Origin of the sequence: Luteibacter sp. 22Crub2.1, from assembly GCF_900167995.1 — a bacterium.
GTDB lineage: Bacteria > Pseudomonadota > Gammaproteobacteria > Xanthomonadales > Rhodanobacteraceae > Luteibacter > Luteibacter mycovicinus.
The window spans coordinates 146,597-167,392 of record NZ_FUYT01000006.1; the positions used below are offsets into that span (position 1 = coordinate 146,597).

Annotated in this window: 13 protein-coding genes; 8 read left to right on the top strand and 5 right to left on the bottom strand. The window is 66.7% G+C overall.

The genetic code is table 11. The features are described from left to right. Positions 1 to 36: 36 nt before the first annotated feature. The 3 genes from B5X73_RS07900 to B5X73_RS07910 all read right to left on the bottom strand — a co-directional run bounded on the left by B5X73_RS07900 (position 37) and on the right by B5X73_RS07910 (position 5,720). Entirely contained in the window at positions 37 to 2,214 is a 2,178-nt protein-coding gene (locus tag B5X73_RS07900; RefSeq protein WP_079521227.1) for a glycoside hydrolase family 3 N-terminal domain-containing protein, read from the bottom strand. 153 nt (positions 2,215 to 2,367) lie between these two features. After that, positions 2,368 to 4,854, bottom strand: a complete 2,487-nt coding sequence (locus B5X73_RS07905; protein WP_079521228.1) for a response regulator — start codon at positions 4,852 to 4,854, stop codon at positions 2,368 to 2,370. Positions 4,855 to 4,910: 56 nt separating this feature from the next. Beyond that, positions 4,911 to 5,720: a BUD32 family EKC/KEOPS complex subunit gene (locus tag B5X73_RS07910; protein ID WP_079521229.1), complete on the bottom strand. Its 810-nt coding sequence runs from the start codon at positions 5,718 to 5,720 to the stop codon at positions 4,911 to 4,913. Positions 5,721 to 6,028: 308 nt separating this feature from the next. Between B5X73_RS07910 and B5X73_RS07915 the strand changes: the two genes are divergently transcribed. The 6 genes from B5X73_RS07915 (at position 6,029) to lanKC (ending at position 14,902) form a co-directional block, all read left to right on the top strand. After that, positions 6,029 to 6,793 (top strand): ABC transporter ATP-binding protein, encoded by a 765-nt coding sequence (locus tag B5X73_RS07915; RefSeq protein WP_079521230.1) that lies wholly within the window; start codon positions 6,029 to 6,031, stop codon positions 6,791 to 6,793. After that, a complete protein-coding gene (locus tag B5X73_RS07920; protein ID WP_176167772.1) occupies positions 6,790 to 9,135 on the top strand; it encodes an ABC transporter permease in 2,346 nt (781 codons plus the stop codon). The genes B5X73_RS07915 and B5X73_RS07920 overlap by 4 nt, the downstream gene beginning before the upstream one ends. 43 nt (positions 9,136 to 9,178) lie before the next feature. Next, complete coding sequence (locus B5X73_RS07925; protein WP_079521232.1) at positions 9,179 to 10,552, top strand: sigma-54-dependent transcriptional regulator; 1,374 nt, start codon at positions 9,179 to 9,181, stop codon at positions 10,550 to 10,552. An 11-nt stretch (positions 10,553 to 10,563) separates the two neighbouring features. Further along, positions 10,564 to 11,766: a sensor histidine kinase gene (locus B5X73_RS07930; protein WP_176167773.1), complete on the top strand. Its 1,203-nt coding sequence runs from the start codon at positions 10,564 to 10,566 to the stop codon at positions 11,764 to 11,766. A gap of 219 nt (positions 11,767 to 11,985) precedes the next feature. After that, positions 11,986 to 12,117, top strand: coding sequence for a hypothetical protein (locus tag B5X73_RS21505; protein ID WP_255349726.1), 132 nt, complete (start codon positions 11,986 to 11,988; stop codon positions 12,115 to 12,117). Positions 12,118 to 12,211: 94 nt separating this feature from the next. Continuing rightward, positions 12,212 to 14,902 carry a class III lanthionine synthetase LanKC gene (gene lanKC, locus B5X73_RS07935; RefSeq protein WP_176167774.1) on the top strand — a complete coding sequence of 897 codons (2,691 nt, stop codon included), beginning with the start codon at positions 12,212 to 12,214 and terminating at the stop codon, positions 14,900 to 14,902. Here the strand turns inward: lanKC and B5X73_RS07940 are convergent. Both B5X73_RS07940 and B5X73_RS07945 read right to left on the bottom strand, forming a co-directional pair. Next, positions 14,899 to 17,193, bottom strand: a complete 2,295-nt coding sequence (locus tag B5X73_RS07940) for a TonB-dependent receptor (RefSeq protein WP_079521235.1) — start codon at positions 17,191 to 17,193, stop codon at positions 14,899 to 14,901. The two genes, lanKC and B5X73_RS07940, sit on opposite strands and share 4 nt — an antisense overlap. 45 nt (positions 17,194 to 17,238) lie before the next feature. After that, positions 17,239 to 17,607, bottom strand: coding sequence for a DUF2946 domain-containing protein (locus B5X73_RS07945; protein WP_079521236.1), 369 nt, complete (start codon positions 17,605 to 17,607; stop codon positions 17,239 to 17,241). 188 nt (positions 17,608 to 17,795) lie between these two features. On the opposite strand from B5X73_RS07945, the gene glgX reads away from it, so the two are divergent. Both glgX and modA read left to right on the top strand, forming a co-directional pair. Beyond that, positions 17,796 to 19,898, top strand: a complete 2,103-nt coding sequence (gene glgX, locus B5X73_RS07950; protein WP_079521324.1) for a glycogen debranching protein GlgX — start codon at positions 17,796 to 17,798, stop codon at positions 19,896 to 19,898. Positions 19,899 to 20,046: 148 nt separating this feature from the next. Then, positions 20,047 to 20,793 carry a molybdate ABC transporter substrate-binding protein gene (modA, locus tag B5X73_RS07955; RefSeq protein WP_079521237.1) on the top strand — a complete coding sequence of 249 codons (747 nt, stop codon included), beginning with the start codon at positions 20,047 to 20,049 and terminating at the stop codon, positions 20,791 to 20,793. The last annotated feature ends 3 nt before the right edge of the window (positions 20,794 to 20,796 follow it).

The following is a 20,796-nucleotide window of genomic DNA, read 5'->3' on the forward strand; positions in this document are numbered from 1 at the left end:
CGCTCCGCTTCGAGGAAGAGGGCGCCATTATGCCGATCAGGCTGGGTCGAGCATGAACGTGGCCGGTTCGCCCTGGGCGGACGAGCCCGCGATCCAGACGTGGAACTCACCCGGCTCCGCTTCGAACGTCGTGCCGTCGCGATGGGTGAAAGCGAGATCGCGGCGGGTCAGCTCGAAGGAGACTTCTTCGGAGGCACCTGGAGCGAGCAGGATCTTGCGGAACGCCTTCAGTTCACGCACGGGCCGCACGCGACTGGCGACACGATCGTGGATGTAAAGCTGCACCACCTCTTCGCCGGTGACGCCACCGGTATTGGTCACCGTGGCGGAGACGACGATGGTTTCGTCCCAGCGCACGCGGGCCTTCACGCGTGGCGCGTCGTAACCGAAGGAGGTATAGCTGAGCCCGTGGCCGAAGGGGTACAGCGCTTCGAAGGTGACTTCGCGATAGCGCGCCTTGAACGCGGGCGGCTGATCCGCCAGTTCCGGGCGGCCGGTGCGCAGGTGATTGTAAAAGTACGGCTGCTGGCCCGCGTCCTGCGGGAAACTCACCGGAAGACGCCCCGCCGGGTTGTAATCGCCGAACACGACATCGGCGATCGCCGGGCCGGTCTGCGTACCGAGGAACCACGTCACCAGAATGGCCGAGGCGCTGCGCACGGCACCGGTAAGGGCCAGCGCGCGACCGTTCTTCAGCAGGACGACGACCGGTGTGCCGGTGGCGGCGACGGCCTCGGCCAGCGCCTGCTGGGCGGGCGGGACGATGATCTGCGTGCGCGACTGCGCTTCACCGGAATAGACCTGCGGTTCGCCGATGGCGAGGAGAACGACGTCGGCACGTTTCGCCGCCGCGACGGCGGCATCGATCCCGCCGTCGATCGCATCTTCGATGCCGCTGCCGGCGACCACCTCGAGCGAGCCCGCATCGTCGAGAGCGGCACGCAGGCCGGCCTCGATGGTCACGTATCGCGTCTTGTCGCCGAACAACGTCCAGCAGCCTTCGATGTTGTCGACATCGGTACCGAACGGACCGATGAGGGCGATCTTCTGGCCCGCCTTGCGCAACGGCAACACGCCGTCGTTCTTCAGCATCACGATCGAGCGACGCGACGCCTCGCGCGCCAGCTCGTCGTGCCCGGCCCGCTTCGACGTATCCGCTTCGGCCACGGCATCGAGCGAGCGGTAGGGATTGTCGAACAGGCCGATCGCCTGTTTCACGGTGAGCACCCGACGGACGCCTTCATCCAGCACGTCCATCGGCACGTCGCCCTTCGCGACGAGGTCGGGCAGGTTGGCCGCGTAGAAGCCGCTCTGCATGCTCATGTCGACACCCGCGACGAAGGCAAGGCGCGTGGCGTCGCGCTCGTCGGCGGCAAAGCCGTGCGCGATCAGTTCCATGTCGGCGGTGTAATCGGAAACGACGAGGCCTTCGAAACCCCATTCCCCGCGCAGGATATCGGTCATCAGTTCGCGGTTGGCCGATGCGGGTACACCGTTGATGTCGTTGAACGCGCTCATGAAGGTCAGCGCACCGGCATCGACCGCCGCCTTGAACGGCGGCAGATGCACGTCGCGCAGCGTCTGCGGGGAGATATCGACGGCGTTGTATTCCATGCCGCCCGCGACCGCGCCGTAGGCGGCGAAGTGCTTCGGCGTGGCGAGCAGCGAATCGTCGGCCTTGAGGTCGGCGCCCTGAAAACCCCGCACACGCGCGGCGGAGAACGCCGAGCCCAGCACCACGTCTTCACCCGCGCCCTCGGCCACACGTCCCCAGCGCTGGTCGCGTGCGATGTCCACGGCGGGAGCGAAGGTCCAGTGGATGCCGGCGGCGGTGGCCTCGACGGCCGTCACGCGCGCGGTGCGCTCGGCGAGGTCCGGCTCGAACGTCGATGCCTCACCCAGGGGAATGGGAAACACGGTGCGCATGCCATGAATGACATCGGCTCCCAGCAGCAGCGGAATACCGAGGCGGCTTTCTTCCACGGCGATGCGCTGCGCCTCGCGGCCCTCGGCCGCGCCGACGCCGTTGAACAGCGAGCCCACGCGGCCCGCGCGGATCTGTTCGCGAACCTCCGCCGCACCCAGCGCATTCGCTTCCGGGTTGATGTCGGGCGCGAACGGACGCAGGGCATCCGCAAAGCACCCGAGCTGGCCGACCTTCTCTTCGACGGTCATGCGGGCGATCAGGTCTTCGATGCGGGGATCACGATTCATGGGTTCTGCCTTGAAAGCGGAGTGGACGCGTGAGGGCGCGTCAGGCGGGCAAGGATACCGGCATCGGCCCCGGATGTGGGCACGTAAATGCCGTTACATGTAAACGATTACGTCGTTGCGCCACAATGCGTTGAGGTGCACGGATCGGACCGCTCAGCGCACCGGAAACAGGCGGCTGACCGCCCTGGTCAGTGCCTCCGAGCCGTACGGTTTGGACAGCACGACACTGCGCTCATCGTCGGGGAGGCCGGCCGTACCAGCGTGGCCCGTGGCGAAGATCACCGCCAGGTCCGGAAAGCGCTGGCGCAGCGTCGCGGCGAGTTCGATGCCGGAAATGCCCGGTAGCCCGACATCCGTGATGACCAGATCCGCCGCTTCCTGATCGAGCAAGGCGGCGGCCCGCGTGCCGTCCCCCGCCTCGCGGACGTCGTGGCCGCGCAACTGCAACATCTCCACGACCGTGGTGCGTACCAGCCAGTCGTCTTCGACGACGAGGATGCGCAGAGCCTTCGCAGGTGGCGGTGTGGGCGTCGCGACCGAAGGCGTCGCCGGATCGGCGGCATCGCGCTGCGCCTGCGCGGCCAGGATCTGGCGCAGCTTGCGACCCAGCGTTTCCCGCGTATAGGGTTTGCTCAAGAGCTCGACCCCTTCGTCGAGGCGGCCGCCGTGCACGATCGAATTCTCGGTGTAGCCCGAGGTGAACAGCACAGCCAGCCCGGGAAGACGCTCGCGCGCCTTGCGGGCCAGTTCCGGGCTTTTCAGCGGGCCGGGCATCACCACGTCGGTAAACAGCAGATCGATCGGAATACCGCTGTCGACGATCGACAATGCGCTCTGCGCGTCGCGCGCCTTGAGTACGCGGTAGCCCAGGTTTGCGAGCAGAGCGACGACGGTATCGCGTACCGCTTCGTCATCCTCGGCGACGAGGATGGTCTCATGACCACCCGTCACCGGACCGGCATCGATGTCGACGATGATGTCCTCCGACTGCGTGGTTCGCGGCAGATAGAGCTTCACTGTCGTGCCTTCGCCCGGCTCGCTGTAGACCTTGATGTGGCCGCCGGACTGTTTGACGAAGCCATAGACCATGGAAAGGCCGAGACCGGTGCCGCGACCTTCCGGTTTGGTGGTGAAAAACGGTTCGAACACCTTGTCGACGATGGTCGCGTCGATGCCATGGCCCGTGTCGGTCACCGCAAGCAGCACGTACTGGCCCGCGGTGACTTCGCCGTCGTCGAGCGAGCTGACGTAGTGCGCGTCGAGATAGGCGTTGCCGGCTTCGATCGTGAGCCTGCCCTGGCCGTCCATCGCGTCGCGCGCGTTGATCGCCAGGTTGAGCAGGGCGTTCTCCACGTTGCCCGGGTCGATCAGGGTATTCCACAGGCCGCCGGCGACGATCGTCTCGACCTCGATGGCTTCGCCCAGCGTCCGCCGCAGCAGGTCGTCCATGTTGCGGATGAAACGGCCGATGTTGACCACCTTGGGCGCGAGCGGCTGCCGCCGGCCGAACGACAGCAGCTGCGATGCGAGTTTCGAGCCTCGCGCCACGCCCGCCAGGGCGTGCCGGACGCGTCGCTCCGCACGCTCGTTGCCACCGACATCCTCGGCCAGCAGCTGGAGATTGCCGCTGATCACCTGCAGGAGGTTGTTGAAGTCATGGGCAACGCCGCCGGTCAGGTTGCCGATCGCTTCCATCTTCTGGCTCTGGCGCAGCGCGTCCTGGGTGCGCAGCAGCTCGGCGGTGCGCTGGGCGACGCGCTCCTGCAGCGTCGCGGCGAACGCGGCGAGCTCGGTTTCGGCCGCTTTCCGCGCGGTGATATCCATGACGATGCCGATGAAGCGGCGGCGCGCCTGACCCGGGTGCGCGATGACTTCCCCCCGCCGTGCGATCCAGCGGACCTCGCCCGTGAGGGGATCGATGCGCCGGTACTCGGTGTAGTCGAGCGGATTCGCCCGGTCCAGCCGTTGCGGCGCGGCCTCGTGGCGATCGTCGGGATGAAGCAGTTCGCCCAGCATCGCGTCGGTGACGACGCCTTCGGCGGGAAGGCCCCAGATGCGGCGGTATTCCTCGGACACTTCGAGGCGGCCGGTCTCCGGAAACCACTCGAACGAACCGACGCCGCCGGCCTGCTGGGCGATGCGCAGACGCTCTTCGACCTCCACGCGCCGGGTCGTTTCCTTGATCACCACCAACACGCCACCGGCAACGCCGGAGGTATCCACGAGCGGGCTGAAGTCGAAGTGCAGCCAGGCGTCCTCCGATTCACCGGAGCGATCGAGCACGACATGCTGATCGCGATAGGCGAGCGTGCCGCCGGCCAGCACGACGTCGAGGACGTTCCGGTTGAACTCCGCCAGTTCGGGCCATGCCTGCATGATCGGCCGGCCCAGAACCTCGGGGTGTCGCACGCCGGCAATGGCGCGATAGGCATCGTTGTAGAGAAAAACACCTTCCGGTCCCTGGAAGATCGCCATCGGCGCGTCGGCGCGAAGCATCGCGGCGAGCGCATGCCGAAGGGTCGGCGGCCATCCGTCGATGGGCCCGAGCGCGGTCGCCGACCAGTCCAGATCGCGGATCAGCCGCCCCAGTTCACGGTCGAGCGGAAGAAACCAGGACGAATCGGTCGAGGGGACAGCCATGCGGCGAACCTTGGAAGGAGATCGGGGCGACGCCGGATGGTAACGCGCCGGCGCACTCAGGTCGTGGCGCGCTGGACCACGGCCATCATTGCCAGCCACATGTCGCAGTCCCCGTCGCTGGCCAGATCGACGATGAACGCACCGATCGCCAGCAGTGCGAAGCCTTTGCGCATGGCGCCGATCGCGCCCGCCATGGCGGCCGTCTTGCGACCGAGCAGGCGTCCGGCACGCTCCAGAAAGCTCAGACGCTGGGCGATGCGGCGCACTTCGGAGGCCACGGCGGGTTCCATCGCGACCGCCTCGTCATGGATCAGGCCCGTAAGGACATCCATACGACCCGTGAAATACGGACCTACGCCGGTAGTGAACATCACCCAGTCACGTGCCTGTGCCTGCGACAGGCTCATGATCTCGCTGGGATCTTCCTCGAAGTCGATGAAACCGACGCCCGAGTCGCCCACGGTGATGTTGCGCGCGAACGCCTGACCGAGATAGCCGCCGTGCCGATGGAGCTCGCCGATGGCCCGCGCGGTCTGCCTGACCAGTACATCGGCATCGTTGGCACTGGTGAGGCGCTTCAGCCGGTGCGCGAGCGTAGGACCCATATCGCTGAGGATCAGGCTGCGCGGGCCCTCGCCCAGGATGCGGGGCACCGGTGCGCCGCAGGCGCTGAGCGTCTGCAGCCGCCGGGCCTCCACGGCTTTGGCCGCCTCACCCGCGTGGCGGGGCGGCGAACGCAGTGCCTGGAGATCCAGGCGGGTGACCAGGCCGTTCCACAATGTGACGAGCGCCGGCCGCAGCCAGCCATCCGGGTCGTAGCGCTTGAGCCAGGCGACACGGCCACCAAGAGAAAAACGTTGAACCATCGAGAGAACTCCGTACCCGCGCCGTCGGGCCGCCCCGCTGACGACCCCGCGCATTCCGATTGCCGCGGAACAGACTTCCGCGTTCCTCCCCATAAGCCAATTCTAAGCTTTGTCATAAAGGAGGGCTACCAGCCCCGGGTATGAGCAGCCATTACCAAAGGCTGAGGGAGGTCGTGTCCCGTCTCGGGATCACCATGCAAATCCGGCAATACGCCCGCCATCGCTTCCATCGCACGGCTCGGTGACACGACAACGTGAAGTTGGCGCGCTAGTCTCGAAGTCCCCCGCAGGAACGCAGGAAACGCGTTATGGAACCGCGTGCGAACTCCCCCGTGATCGCTATGCGCGGCATCGCCAAGGTGTTTCGTGCCGGAAGCATCGAACACCATGCGCTCACCGACATTCACCTCGACGTCCGCCCCGGGGAGTTCCTCGCCATCGCCGGCCCGTCGGGATGCGGCAAAACGACGCTGCTTTCGCTTATGGGACTTCTGGACCATCCCAGCGGGGGTGAAGTGCGTTTTGAAGGCGTGGAGGCAGGGCAGCTTGGCAGGGCGGCACGGTCGAGGCTGCGCAACGAGCGGATCGGCTATGTCTTCCAGGCGTTCAACCTGATCAGCGCCATGGATGTCTTCGACAATGTGGCCTTGCCACTGACCTATCGCAGCGGCATCGGTCGGCGGGAGCGTCGCGAGCGGGTCCTGCGGGCACTCGAAGACGTCGGCATGTCGCACCGCGTGCGTCATTACCCGGCCCAGTTGTCGGGTGGCCAGCAACAGCGGGTCGCGGTGGCGCGGGCCCTTGCCGGGGATCCCGCCATTCTGCTGGCTGACGAACCCACGGGAAGCCTCGATCTTGCCAGCGGCGAACAGATCATGGCGCTGCTGGGACGCCTGCATGCCGAAGGCCGGACCATCTGCGTGGTGACTCATGAGGAGCGGTTTCGTGGAGCCGCCGACCGCATCGTCAGGCTGCTCGACGGCCGACTGGTCGATGCGACGAGCTACGCCGAGTGGCAGAGAGAGGCGGGGTCCGGACTCGACGAGCGGCAGCTTGCGGGCTCGCTCCCGTGAACGGCGAAAGTGGGGCGCGCGTCGGCTTTCTCGCGCTTGCGGCGATCACCCTGTCCATAGGGATCGCCGCCTTCATCGCGGCGCTCACCCTGGTCGATTCCCTGCTGTGGCGGCCGCCGCCTTTCGCGGACGTCGACCGTCTTGCCGTGTACGGTGCCAGCTACCGCGGCGATCCGACGCGCGTCGCGTCGCCGCGATTCGTCGGGGCGATGGGCGGCCTTGCCAGTGTCGAATCGCGCGGCGCGACGCGTCTGCCCCGCGCCGTGAATCTCGTCATGGGTGAGCAGCGATGGTTGCTGCAGGGCCAGCGTGTGGACCCGGGCTTTCTCTCAACGCTCGGGATCGTGCCTGCCGCGGGGAGGAATCTCGCCGCCGGCGTGGGCGTCATGGTGTCCTTTGATTTCTGGCGTCGCCACGGGGGCGGTCTCCCGTCGATACTCGGCAGGGAGGTTATCGTCGACGGGCGCCGGATGCCGGTGATCGGCGTCCTGCCGGAGGGATATCGGTTTTTCCACGATGTGGACGTGGTCCTGCCGATGCGTGTGTCCAGTTCGGCAGACGACGCGGCCGACAACCTGATCGCTGTGGCGCGTCTCCGGCCGGACGCCACGATCGACGCCCTGTCGTCCGAGGTCGCCGGGCGCACGGCCCGGGAAGCGAGTCGTCGCGATCTGGACACCGGCGCCGATGCCGACGTCGGTGCGACGCCGCTGGCGCTCGTTCTCGTGAGAAATGCCAGGCCTCCATTGCTCGGCTTGATGGCATGCGCGGGAGGCGTTCTCGCGGCGGCGGGCATCGCGCTGTCGAACCTCATGCTCGGGAGAGGTCTCACCCGGTCGCGCGATACCGCGATACGAATGGCGCTCGGAGCGCGTGGGCTTTCACCCTGGTCGTCCACCGTAAAGGAAGCGCTCGCCATCGGTGTGCTTGCCGCGGGCATCGGCCTCCCGGCCGGCGCACTTCTCGTGCAGGTATTCAAGGACGTCGTCCCGGCCACGTGGTTGAGCAGCGCCCTGCCGATCGAGACGTCGCCGCGTGTGTATCTGACCGCCATGGCGGTGGACGTGACTATGGTGCTGATGGCCGCGGTTTCCGGCATGGTGCACGACAGCCTCGCCGATCTCCTGCGTGAGCGTATCGCGGTGGACGGACGTCATGGGCTGGGAAGGCTGGCGCGGGCGACCCGTATCGCCTTGATTCTGGTTCAGTCCGCCTTTGCCGGTGCGCTGCTGGTTTTTGCGACGGTGGCGGTCGCTCGCCTCGTCAGCCTCGAAAAAGTCGCACCGGGCTTCGATGCGAAAGGCGGTACGTTTGTCCCGATGCACCTCGACGTCTCCTCCTATCCGACGCGCGACCACGTGCTCGCCATGCTTGACGACCTCCGCCGGGACACGAATGGAACGCCGCTGAGCGGGCCACCCGGCTTCACCAACCTGCTGCCCCGAGGTGACGGTCTGGTCATGCCCTTCCTCGATGCGACGGGTCACCGCCGCTTCGTCCGCTTCGCCGTCGTGACGCCGGGCACGACGGAAGCGCTGGGCCTCACGCGCCTCGCGGGCCGTGCCATCGACGATACCGACCGGGCCGGCGCCATGCCGGTCGCCGTCGTGAACACGACGTTCGTGCAGACCATGGGCGGGACGCTCGGCGGCTTCGTCCGGTCCGATTCCCGCCTGGCGGTGACACCACCGATGCGCATCGTCGGCATCGTCGCGGACACACGCGTGGCGGGACCGTCGGAGCGCGCGGTCGCCACGGTGTTCGTCCCGCTCAGCCAGGTCGATCCTGCCATCTATGCGTTCATTCGCCGCCTGATGCCGATGTACGCGGTGTGGCGGGTGCCGGCCGCCGAGGAGCGACGCAGCGAAGAGGCGTTCGCGTCCCGACTGCGCGAGGTGGCGCCTTTTGTCGCGGCAGGCGCGTACCGGCGGCTCGCCGACCTCGTGGGTGAACCGACGGCGGAGGCGCGGCGCAACGCTAACCTGCTCGCCGCCGCGGCACTTGCCGCCCTGGTCCTGGCGACCGTGGGTCTGTATTCGAGTCAGTCCGTCGATCTGGCTGTACGCCACCGCGAGTTCGCCCTGCGTACGGCGCTGGGCGAACCGCGACGGCGACTGGTCCATGGCGCCGTCACCGGCTATTTCCTGGCGGCGGTCGCCGGCGCGGCGTTCGGGTCTGCCGCGGCCGCGCTGACGCGTACCTGGCCTCAGGTCGAGTGTGTCGACGCCGTGGCGGCGACAGCCGCCGTGCTCGTATTCATCGCCGCCGCGCTCGTCGCGATCGCACGTCCCGCATGGTGGGCGGCTCATCTTCAACCACTCCCTATCCTGCGTGGCGGCTGAGTGTGGCAACGCCGTGTCATGCATCTCAGGAGCATCGAGCGCCATGTCCGAAAGTCATCATGCCTTGCCCGTCCTGATCGTTGACGACCACCCGGACATCCGGTTGTCCCTGCGCCTGCTGATGCGTGCCGAAGGCATTCCCTCGGTGGAAGCGGAATCGCCCGCTGGCGCCTGCGACGTCGTCAACCGGACGGCCGTGGCCTGCGCGATCCTGGATCTGAACTACGGTGCCGATACGACCTCGGGCACGGAGGGGCTCGACCTGGTGGCACGCCTGCGTCATGAGTGCCCGGACCTGCCGCTCATCGTGATGACGGCGTGGGGCAGCATCGACCTGGCCGTGCGTGCGATGCGCATAGGCGCCGCGGACTTCGTCGAAAAACCCTGGAACAACGCGCGCATGGTGCACACCGTGCGTGCGCAGATCGCCCTGCGGACGATGCGTGAGGAGAACCTTCGCCTGCGCACGGAAACCGCGCTCGCACGCCGGTCGGCCGACGCGACGCGGATCTGCGAGTCGACGTCGATGCGGCGGGTGGTGGACCTCGCGCATCGCATCGCCGCCAGCGACGCCAGCGTGCTGGTGATGGGCGAAAATGGCAGCGGCAAGTCGTTGCTGGCGCGGGAAATCCACGCCATGTCACCCCGTGCCGACCAACCACTGATCCGCGTCGACATGGCCAGTCTGTCGGACATGCGTTTTTCGGAGGAGATGTTCGGGGACGACGAGCCGTCGCCCCGACCCGGGCGTTTCGAACTGGCGCACGGCGGCAGTCTGATCATGGAGGAGGTCGGCAACATGACGCTGCAGCAGCAGGCGAAGCTGCTTCGCGTACTCGACGAAGGAGAGTTCGAGCGAAGCGGTTCGATGCGCACACGGCGCGCGGATGTGCGGGTGATCTCGACGAGCCATACCGACTTCGATGCCGCGGTAAGGGACGGCCGGTTCCGTCGCGACCTGCTCTACCGCCTGAATGCGATGCAGATCAGGCTCCCGGCCCTGCGCGATCGCGGGGAGGATATCGTGCCGCTCGCCCGCCATTTCCTCCTGCGCGAATGTGCCCGTCTGCGACGCGGCGCGATGAACCTCAAGCCATCCGCCGAGCGTGCCCTGCGTGCCTACGGATGGCCGGGCAACGTGCGCGAACTCGAGCATGTCATCGAGCGCGCCGTCCTGCTCGCCCCGCGTGACGACATCGATGCGGAGACGCTGGCGCTTCTTCCCCCGTCCGGCGCACCGCTGGTGCTGGATCGACTCACCTTGCCCGAAGCGGAGGAGATGCTCATCCGGCAAGCGCTCGAACGCAACGACAACAACCTGCAAAGGGCCGCCGACGCACTGGGTATTTCGCGGCAGTCCTTGTACCGTCGCATCGACAAGCACCGTGCCAAGGGCGGGTTCGACCAGGTCAACTGACAGGGATGGACATGGCGATGCTGTTCGCGCTCGGAATGGGTCTCGGTGCGGTCGCCATCGCGGGCTTCGCGTGGCGCATGCTGACGGCCTGGCGCACGCTGGGAAGCCTGCTCGCCGCACTGCGCGAGGGCGATTATGGCGTGCGCGGCAGCCTGCCTTCGCGGCATCACCCGCTCAGAGGCATGATCGCGGACATCAACGCCGTCTCGGACGCCCTGCGCGAAGGGCGGCGAAAACGCACCGAAAGCCTGCGCTTCCTGGGCAAGACGCTCACCGCCCTGCAGGACCCGATCTTCGTTGTCGACCGCGAGCAGCGCCTGGTCATGATCAATCCTGCCGCGCGTGAGCTGATCGGCGCGGCTCACGACAGCGTCATCGGGCGCGACGCCGATGCCATGGGCCTGATGCCGGTGGTCGTCGCGTCGGACAACGCGATTCTCTCATGGGAGTTTCCTGCCCGAACCGGGCGCTGGATCGTCCGCCGCGCTGTCTGGTACAGCGAAGGCTACGAGAACACGATGGTGATGCTGCACGATGTAAGTGCAGCCCTTGGGGACGAGGAGCGTAACGCATGGCAGCGACTGATTCGCGTGCTCAGCCACGAGCTCAACAATTCGCTCGCACCGATCGGCTCGCTGGCGGGCAGCCTGTCGGCCCTGCTCGATCAGCACGGTGGGGACGCCGTCGAGGACGACTTGCGTGAAGGCCTGGAGGTTATCGAGCGGCGTTCGGATTCGCTGGCACGTTTCCTGGCGGGCTACGGGCGCCTTGCTCGTTTGCCACCCCTGCGCGCCCAGGCGTTCCGGCTCGACCTTTCCTTGCGTCGGCTCGCACGTCTGGAAGACCGGATGCAGATCGGCGTCGAAGGTTCGGCCGAGGTCGTGGTCAACGGTGACGAGGCCCAGCTCGATCAGGCCTTCATCAACCTGCTGCGCAACGCGGTGGAGTCGGCGCTGGCGTCGGGAGGCGGCGTCCGTGTGAACTGGATGGTGGCAGGTGCGCAGGTTCGCGTGACGATCGAAGACGAAGGCGGTGGCCTGCCCGAACGATCCTCACTGTTCGTGCCTTTTTTCACCACCAAGCCAACCGGCTCGGGTATCGGCCTGAGCCTTACCCGGCTGATCGTCGAAGCGCACGCGGGAAGCGTCGACCTGCGTAACCGGTCCGACGGTCCGGGTGCGACGGCGATCGTGGTGCTCCCTCTCGGCACCTGACCCTGAACCTGACGTTGTCCGTTTCCGGACGCGCTGTCCGATTCCGGACAGGCGGCTCGACCGGTTTCGAACGGGACGGCCATTTATCTGCCCACCGCGCGAAAAAAAGGCGAGCCGGCACGTCTCTCCCGCTGTTTTCGATCGCGCTGCCCTCCTAGATTGGCTTACGCGCTTCTCCATGGGGGGGAGGCAGCACGTCGATATCGCCAGGAGAATCACATGGACCACGTCCTCCGCTTGCAGATGCTCGAAGCCGATCCGCTGACCGCGGGAGAAGCCGATACGCCCACCAGCTCATGCAGCAACGGCGCCTGCTCGTTCGCCAACGTCGACGGTATCGACGGCCAGTAACTCCTGCCGTGATCCGGCTGGGGCGAAGGCATGCGGTGCGACGTCCGGGTCGCACCGCATGCCGGTTTTTCAGCGTGCCATTCCAAGGACAGTCATGCCCGCCGAACGACGGACCGAACTGCTGTACTACACCGCGGTGGACCGCGAATTCTTCGAAACGCATGGCAGTCGCGTCATCGACGAGCGGGATTTCGTCGAGCCGGTGCGCCGGATCGTTCCGGCCAGCTGGCGCATGCACCGCTCTGGGGTCTGGATGCATTGCCTGCCGCCGGATACGCCGTTGCCGGCACAGGGCTGGAAGATTCACGTCTCATCGGTGACGCCGACCGCACCGATCGTGCTCTCGATCGTGGCGGCGACGCTCAGCTCGCTGGGCGTCGCGTTCAAATTCGCCGCCGACGCGCGCATGCATGCCGCGATGAATGGCAAACGGTGGCCGCGCGGAGGCTCCGGAAAGTTCATCACGATCTACCCGGCGGATCCGAAAGCCTTCCGCTACGTCATGGAAGAGTTGCAGGCCGTTCTGACCGGTTATGAGGGACCGCACATTCTCAGCGACCGGCGCCTTCCGGGATCGCGCATCCTGCATTATCGTTTCGGTGGCATTCGTGGCGAATACGAGGTGTCGGCGGGTGGGCAGCGCGAATATTTCCTGCGCAACCCGTCAGGCGAGAAGGAACCGGATATACGCGCCGCATACGTGCACCTGCCGCCGTGGGTCCGCGACCCGTTTCCGCAGGATACCGATGCCGGCGATTCATCGGTACTGCGCCTGGACGGCGGACGCTATGAGGTTCGCGGCGCGCTTACATTTTCCTCGGCCGGGGGCATCTATCTGGCGTTGAATCGCGACTCGGGACGCCACGTCGTCATCAAGGAGGCCCGTCCCCACATCGGCGGCACGCAGTCGGCCACCACTCTGCTGCTCAAGGAGTACCGCCTGCTGGGCAAGCTCGCTCCACTTGGCGTCACGCCGTCGCCCGTCGCCTACTTCACCGAATGGGAGCACCAGTATCTGGTGGAGGAGTACATCGACGGTCAGACCCTGCGCCGGTGGCTCGCCGAGCGCTACCCGTGGCTGAAGACACGAGCGACGCAAGCCCACGTCGCGAGCTTCCTGCGTGAGCTGTGCGACGTGTTCCAGCGCATAGCGGACGCGCTGGAGGCCATCCACGCGACAGGCGTCACGCTGGGCGATTTCTCGTTCCACAACATCATGATCGCGACGGACGGGCGTGTTCGCATCATCGACCTCGAAGCGGCCGTCGATCGTGGGCTCGACCGCCCCTCGGGTCTGTGCACGCCGGGGTTCGCGTCGCGATCGCCACAGCGTGACGACCACGCCAGCGCGTGCGCGGAGGATCGCTACGCCTTCGGCGCCAACCTTTTCGCCGCCATGCTTCCGGTCAATGCGATGCTGCCGCTCGATCCCCGCGCCGCCATGCGCATCACGCATCGCCTGTGCGAAGACATGGGGTATCCGGCGCTCGTCGCCACGACCATCGCCGCGCTCATGGACAACGAGCCGACCAAGCGGCCGTCGCCTGTCGCCGCGATGAAAAAGGTGCGCGGTGCGCTCACGCATCTCGCCGATGACCGGCTTCTGGTCCCGCATCTGCGGCGCACCGTTGCACCCGTCGCGAACGCCGCGGGCGATCTGTTCCGTTACATCGACACACTGTCGGCAGGCGCGCGGCCCGATCGCTACGTGCCGGCGGACCCGCAGGTCTTCGAGCGCCATCCCTGGGGCGTCGCGTACGGCGCGGCAGGCATCGTGCACGCCTGCCAGCGCGGAGGCCGGCCCGTCCCCGACCGCCTGATGGATTACCTGCTCGCAGGCGTGCACGAGGGACGACATCGGGGGTGCGACCTGATGCACGGTGACGCGGGCATCGCATGGGTCCTGCTCGATGCGGGCAGGGAAGACCTCGCGCTGTCGCTGCTGGGCGCGTCGACCCTCGACGGGCCCATTCGCGAGCGCTATGGGTTGTACGACGGGATCGCCGGCTGGGGCCTTGCGCGGATCGCGGTCTGGCGGCGTACGCAGGATGACGCGATGCTGGCGGCGGCGATCGCGGCGGGTGACGCGCTGCTGGCGGCAGGGCCGTGCGTGCACGGCAAGCGCGGCTGGCACCACGGCGAAGCCATGCAAGCGGTGGGGCTGGGCTACGGTGCCGCCGGTATCGCGTTGTTTCTGCTGCACCTGTTCAGGGCGACGGACGAGTCCCGCTTCTTCGACGCGGCGCGCGAAGGGCTCGCCTTCGACCTCGATCACTACGGATTCAACGCGGACGGGGATCGCACCTGGCGTCGCGCCGTGGAGGGCGGCGCCCTGGTGCCTTACCTGCGCCATGGCACGGCCGGCGTCCTTGCCGTCGTGGCGCGCTTCCTTGCGGCCACCGGCGACGGCCGTTACCGGGACATGCTGCTGACCAGCGAGGCGGACCTGATGCGTAGCCACGCCATCTCACCGGGACTGTGCGACGGCCTCGCCGGGATCGGTGAGACCTTGCTCGATCTGGCCGCGGTGTTGCCCGAGCGTGCCGCGCACTATCTGACGCAGGCCCATCGCGTCGCCGGCGGCATCGAACTGTTCCTGGTCCGGCGGCCTGAAGGACTCGCCGTCCCCGGGACGGAACTGCTTCGTTTCACCTGCGATCTGGCCACCGGCAACGCGGGTGTCGCCGCGTTCTTCGACAGGCTCTGGAACGGCGGCCCGGCATCGTTCATGCTCGACGAGCATCTGACGATGGCGCAGCATCGCCGCGGGGCAGCCATGGCCTAGAGCCGGAACTTCGCCTCCACCATGTACGTGCGTGAGGGGTAAGGGTAGTAGACGTAATAGCGCCGGTCGGTGAGGTTATCCACGCCGATACCCAGGTTCACGTGCTCACTGGCCTGCCACTGCACCTTGGCGTCGAAGGTGAGGAACGCGCTGGCTCCGCCGAAGGTGTCGGGGTCGATGTCACTGTGGTCGAGCGTGTTGTACTGCCGCCCGGAATAACGACCGGCCAGCGTCAGTGCCACCGTTTCGCTCGCATGCCAGGTGGCGATCAGGTTCGCACGCCATCGCGGCACGCGATAGAACTGCTTGCCCTCCGACGAGGGGTTACGATGGTTCCGAACCGTGGTCGCCTGCGTATACGCCGCGTTCGCCGTGAGATCGAGCGCATCCCAGACCACGCCACGTCCGTCATAGCTTGCCTCGGCACCGCGCGTGCGTACGAGGTCGATGTTCTGCACGCTGGTGACGCTCGGAAAGACGGTCGTATCGGTCTGGCTCAGGAGCGTGTCGCGTGTATCGCTGCGGAACACCGTGAACCGCGCGACGCCATGGGCCTGGTACCACTCGGCCGACAGCTCGCGGGAGAGGTCGTTTTCCGGCTTCAGATTCGGATCGTTGTTGACGATCGCGATACCGTTGAACGTGCCCTGGAAAAGCTCGTTCACCGTGGGGAAGCGCCAGGCGCGTGCTCCGGACAGACGCAGCAACAGGTTGTCGCTCGCGGCATACGTCAATGACAGCTTGGGAGAGGTATGGGACTCCTTGCGCTCCGGATACCCGACGGTTGCGCTGGCGGTGGAACGCGAGCCACCGAACGCGCGCCACTGCTCGTAGCGCGCACCGGCGGTAAGGCGCCAGCGCTCGTCGAGTTGCCAGGCGTCCTGCACATAGAGCGCCTGCGTCTGCGTGCTGCCGCCGTTGGCCGCGGTGAGTGCGCCGGCGCCGCCGTTACGCCATGCGGAGAGCAGATTCGTGACGTTATCGAGGCGGTAGCCGTCGAAGTGGTAACCGAAGCTCACCGTGTGCGAGTTGGCGTCCAGCGAGTCCGGGGTATGGCTGACCCGCAGGTCGAAAGTCCGCCAGCGACTGCCGTCGCCTGCTGTCAACAGGCCGCTGCCGTTGTAGGTCACGGCGTCGGCCACACGGTCGCGGTTGCGGTCCATGTCGAAGTACGACGCGTTGCCTTCGATATTCCACCCGCTGTCCCGGTGCGTGCCGAGCGAAACGCCGTAGAGATAGTTGCGGCTCTGCCGCGTGCTGGGGGCGAAGAAACTGGCCGGTAGCGTGTACTGGCGGCCATCGATGCTCACCGGACCGGACCAGACCGGCTGGCCGTTGGCGTCACGCAGGTACGTCGTCGTGCGATGGGAGAGATCCTGGTTCCAGTAGCCCGCGGTGATGCCGCCGGTCAGCTCCGGGGTGAAGTCGTAGGTCAGGCGCACATGGGCCTCGTCCTGGCTGGTCGCTTCCTGGCCTTCGCTGTTGATGCCGAGGACCTCACGCGGAAGCCCCGTGGCGCCCGTGTCACCGATGGCTCCCGTCACCGGGTTCGTCGTCCCGGCGCGGGTGGCGCGGTTCTGCACGGCGTAGACCAGCGGCTGCCCGTTGGATTGCAGATGCGCGACGCCGATCAGGAACGCGAACCTGCCCGAACGATCGCCGAGGGTCGCGCTCTGCCGGCTGCCGCCGTAGTTGCGGTCCGTGCCATAGGTATCGACATGCTGGGTGAAGGCCTGGACGTCGCCGGTCACCTCGAGTTTGTCGGGCATGCGCGTGGTCATCAGCACCGTGGCGCCGATGGCGTTGCCCGGGTACAGCACGGAATACGCGCCATAAAGAACTTCGACACGATCGAGGTTCTCCGGAAAGGCCATCGACCAGCGTGGCGGATTCGACCAGCTGTTGCCCAGCAGGTTCGACAGCAGCAAGCCGTCCAGGTAGACGAGGCCGCGCGCGCTCTGCTGGTTGCTGGTGCCGCGCACGGAGAACGTGGCGTTTTCGTCGCCGACGAATCGCTTGCGGATACCGAAGGAGGGCAGGTACTTCAGCGCGTCTTCCGCGTTGATCACGTTGAGGCGGTCGAGCCTGGCGGCGTCGACGGTCTCGACCGCCGAAGGCATGTCGGGATCGACATGGGTTCCCTTGCTGACGGCGGAAACGCGCACCTCGCGAAGGTTGGTGGTCTGGGGGGCGTCCGGCGTGTCGGCCGCATGGGCGGCAAGCGCGGAGGCACCGATGGCGCAGGCGACGGCGCGCGCGAGCGCGCGTCCATCGAGAGGAAGCAGGGTCATGGCGATAGTCCGTGGGTCGTTGGCGTACGGCGGGATCGGAAACGATCAGGCGTGCGCGGCGACCGGCGGACCTCGGGAGGGAGCGTGATGGCGGACCAGTGATGGTGCGGCACGCCGGGCCGGCAGCGTCGCGTCGACGTAGCCGGCCAGCGGGAGCCACCGGGCGACGAAGAAGTCGCCGCCGAGGGCAGGCGTCTGTGCGAACAGGGCGCAATAGCCGCACGCGTCGTCGGCGTCCTGATCGCCGCCCATGTCGTGACCGTGGTCCGGCATACCGTGGTGCGCCGTGACAGCTTCCCTGTCGCACCAGGCGCCGAGATCGGGGAAGGCGAACGCGGGCAGCGCCCTGGACACGGTGGGCGCAAGCACGGTGAGCCAGACGGCGATCGTCGCCATCCATCCCAGCCAACGCATGTGTCCCTGTGTTCGACGCAACGCGGCGTCCCCTCGATCAACCCTGGATGCGGGTCCAGGGATGATGCCACGTCCGGGTGTAAAGGCGCTGCGGCGCGGTGTCGCTGAGGTATGTCGGCCAGGAGGCGCCCTCACGTTTTCCTGTCGTGCGCTGGGTCATCGTGCGCCACCCCCACGAGGACGCCGCCATGCCCGATCGCCGTTACGACTCCGCCTCCCCCGTCCGCGAGGGTTCGCCGTTTCCGCGCGGAGCGACCTGGGATGGAAAAGGCACCAACTTCGCCCTGTTCACCGCCCATGGCACGCGGGTCGAGGTCTGCTTCTACGACGAAGCGGGTAACGAAACGGGCCGCATCGACCTGCCCGAGTACACCGATGAGGTCTGGCACGGTTACGTGCCGGGCGTCGGTCCGGGACAGCTTTACGGATACCGCGTCCACGGCCCTTACGAGCCGGAGAACGGGCACCGCTTCAACCCGAACAAGCTGCTCCTCGATCCCTATGCCCGGCACATCGTCGGTGAGCTGATCTGGGCCGACGAACTCTACGGATACACCGTGGGCCACGCCGACGGCGACCTCAGTTTCGATGAGCGCGACAGCGCGCCGTTCATGCCCAAGGCGATGGTCGTCGATCCGACGTACAAGTGGATCGAACACGGCAAGCCGCACATTCCCTGGAACCGTACCGTCATCCAGGAAACGCACGTGCGTGGCTACACCATGCAGCACCCGTCGGTGCCGGAAGACAAGCGCGGCACGTTCGCCGGCCTGGCGACGGAAGAGGTGATCGACTACGTGCGCCAGCTGGGTGTCACGTCGATCGAGTTGCTGCCCGTGCATGCCTACCTCGACGACCAGCACCTGCTGGAACAGGGCCTGCGCAACTACTGGGGTTACAACACCATCGGCTTCTTCGCGCTGAAGACGCGCTACATGTCGAGCGGCGACCCCCGCGAATTCAAGGACATGGTGGCGGCGTATCACCGCGCCGGTCTCGAGGTCATCCTCGATGTGGTCTACAACCACACGGCCGAAGGCAACGAAATGGGCCCGACGCTCTCGTTCAAGGGCATCGATAACGCCAGCTACTACCGACTGGCGGAAGACAAGCGCTATTACATCAACGACACGGGCACCGGTAATACGGTCAACCTGAGTCACGCCCGCGTGCTGCAGATGGTCACCGACTCGCTGCGCTACTGGGCCACGGACATGAACGTGGACGGTTTCCGTTTCGACCTCGCCACCATCCTCGGTCGCGAGCCGTACGGATTCGACGAGAACGGCGGCTTCCTCGACGCCTGCACCCAGGACCCCGTGCTCAACCAGACCAAGCTGATCGCCGAGCCGTGGGATTGTGGTCCCGGCGGCTATCAGGTGGGTGAGTTTCCGCCGGGCTGGGTGGAGTGGAACGACAAGTTCCGCGACACGGTGCGCGCGTTCTGGATCGGTGAGGAAGGCAAGTTGCCGGAGTTCGCACGGCGTTTCACGGGCTCCGCCGATCTGTTCGACAAGCGTGGACGTCGCCCGTACGCGTCGCTGAACTTCATCACCGCGCACGACGGGTTCACGCTGCGCGATCTGCTGAGCTACAACGGCAAGCACAACGATGCCAACGGCGAAGACAATCGCGACGGCTCGGACAACAACCATTCGTTCAATCACGGTGCCGAAGGCCCGACGGACGACATGGGCATCCGCGCCATGCGGCAGCGCCAGTCGCGCAACCTGCTGGCCACCCTGCTCCTGGCGCAGGGGACGCCGATGCTGCTCTCCGGCGATGAGCGCGGCAACACGCAGAACGGCAACAACAACGTCTACGGTCAGGACAACGAGCTGAGCTGGATCGACTGGAATGACGATCCGACCGAGGGCAGCCTGGCCCAGTCGGTGCGTGAATTGCTCGCCTTGCGCGAGCGTTATCCGATCCTGCGTCGCGGTCGCTTTCTCAACGGTCGTTACGACGAGGAATCGGGCATCCGCGACATCGTCTGGCTCAACCCCGGCGGTGGCGAGATGCAGCCTGAGCACTGGGACGATCCGCGTGCGCGTTCCATCGGTATCCTGCTCGACGGGCGCAGCCAGGCCTCCGGCGTGCGAGAGCATGCGGCGGATCAGACGGTGCTGATCCTGATCAACGCCTTCGATGGCGGGGTGGAGTTCGCGTTGCCCGAGGGTGCCTGGAGCGTGGCGTTCTCGAGCGATCTGGATCTCGCGGTGGATACCGTGGCCGAAGGCGGCAAGATGATTGCGCCACCGCGCAGCTTCGTGGTGCTGGCGGCGGGCTGAGGCGCATCGGCAGCGGGGATGGCCCGACCGGGAGGCGGTGACCGTGGAGGTCCCGCTCCCCGCTCCCCGGTTCGCGCCAGCCAGCGCATTTGACCCCCCGCCATATACCTTCCTATATTGCCCAACCTCTCCTTGCCGGACTGACGCCATGCGCCTCCGCCCTCTCGTCGCGCTGTGCCTTTTTATCGGTCCCGGCATGGCTTCCGCCGCCGATCTCGTCGTCTCGGCGGCTTCCAGCCTCACCGACGCCTTCCAGTCCGTCGGCAAGGCCTACGAAGCGAAACACCCCGGTACCCACGTCGTCCTCAACTTCGCGGCGTCCGACGTGCTGCTGCGCCAGATCGCCAGTGGCGCCCCGGCGGACGTGTTCGCCTCGGCCGACCAGGCCGCGATGGACAAGGCGGTCGAAGCGAAAGCCATCGACGTGTCGACGCGGCAGGACTTCGCGACCAACCGTCTGGTTCTGATCGTGCCTAAGGACGCGACGGTCAGGGTTACTTCACCGGCTGATCTGAAAAACGCGGCGGTGAAGCGCGTCGCTTATGGTGACCCCGCCTCTGTTCCTGTCGGCCGTTACACGAAAGCCGCCCTGGAGCAGCAAGGCCTCTGGGATGCTGTTTCAGCGAAGGGCGTGCTCGCGCAGAACGTGCGCCAGAGCCTCGACTACGTCGCCCGCGGTGAAGTCGAAGCGGGTTTCGTTTTCGCTACCGATGCCGCGATCGCGAAAGACAAGGTCTCCGTCGCCGCCACCGTGCCGACCCCGAAGCCGATCAGCTATCCGATCGCCGTGGTCGCGGCCTCGAAGCAGGTGACCGAGGCGAAGTCGTTCGAAGCCTTCGTGCAATCCGCCGAAGGACGCGGAATTCTCGCCCGCTTCGGCTTCGAAGCACCCTGAGCC

Bases quoted from the DNA above. Each gene is read 5' to 3' on its own strand.
- B5X73_RS07900 (WP_079521227.1), bottom strand. From the start codon at position 2,214: ATGAATCGTGATCCCCGCATCGAAGACCTGATCGCCCGCATGACCGTC.
- B5X73_RS07905 (WP_079521228.1), bottom strand. From the start codon at position 4,854: ATGGCTGTCCCCTCGACCGATTCGTCCTGGTTTCTTCCGCTCGACCGT.
- B5X73_RS07910 (WP_079521229.1), bottom strand. From the start codon at position 5,720: ATGGTTCAACGTTTTTCTCTTGGTGGCCGTGTCGCCTGGCTCAAGCGC.
- B5X73_RS07915 (WP_079521230.1), top strand. From the start codon at position 6,029: ATGGAACCGCGTGCGAACTCCCCCGTGATCGCTATGCGCGGCATCGCC.
- B5X73_RS07925 (WP_079521232.1), top strand. From the start codon at position 9,179: ATGTCCGAAAGTCATCATGCCTTGCCCGTCCTGATCGTTGACGACCAC.
- B5X73_RS07930 (WP_176167773.1), top strand. From the start codon at position 10,564: ATGGCGATGCTGTTCGCGCTCGGAATGGGTCTCGGTGCGGTCGCCATC.
- B5X73_RS21505 (WP_255349726.1), top strand. From the start codon at position 11,986: ATGGACCACGTCCTCCGCTTGCAGATGCTCGAAGCCGATCCGCTGACC.
- lanKC (WP_176167774.1), top strand. From the start codon at position 12,212: ATGCCCGCCGAACGACGGACCGAACTGCTGTACTACACCGCGGTGGAC.
- B5X73_RS07940 (WP_079521235.1), bottom strand. From the start codon at position 17,193: ATGACCCTGCTTCCTCTCGATGGACGCGCGCTCGCGCGCGCCGTCGCC.
- B5X73_RS07945 (WP_079521236.1), bottom strand. From the start codon at position 17,607: ATGCGTTGGCTGGGATGGATGGCGACGATCGCCGTCTGGCTCACCGTG.
- glgX (WP_079521324.1), top strand. From the start codon at position 17,796: ATGCCCGATCGCCGTTACGACTCCGCCTCCCCCGTCCGCGAGGGTTCG.
- modA (WP_079521237.1), top strand. From the start codon at position 20,047: ATGCGCCTCCGCCCTCTCGTCGCGCTGTGCCTTTTTATCGGTCCCGGC.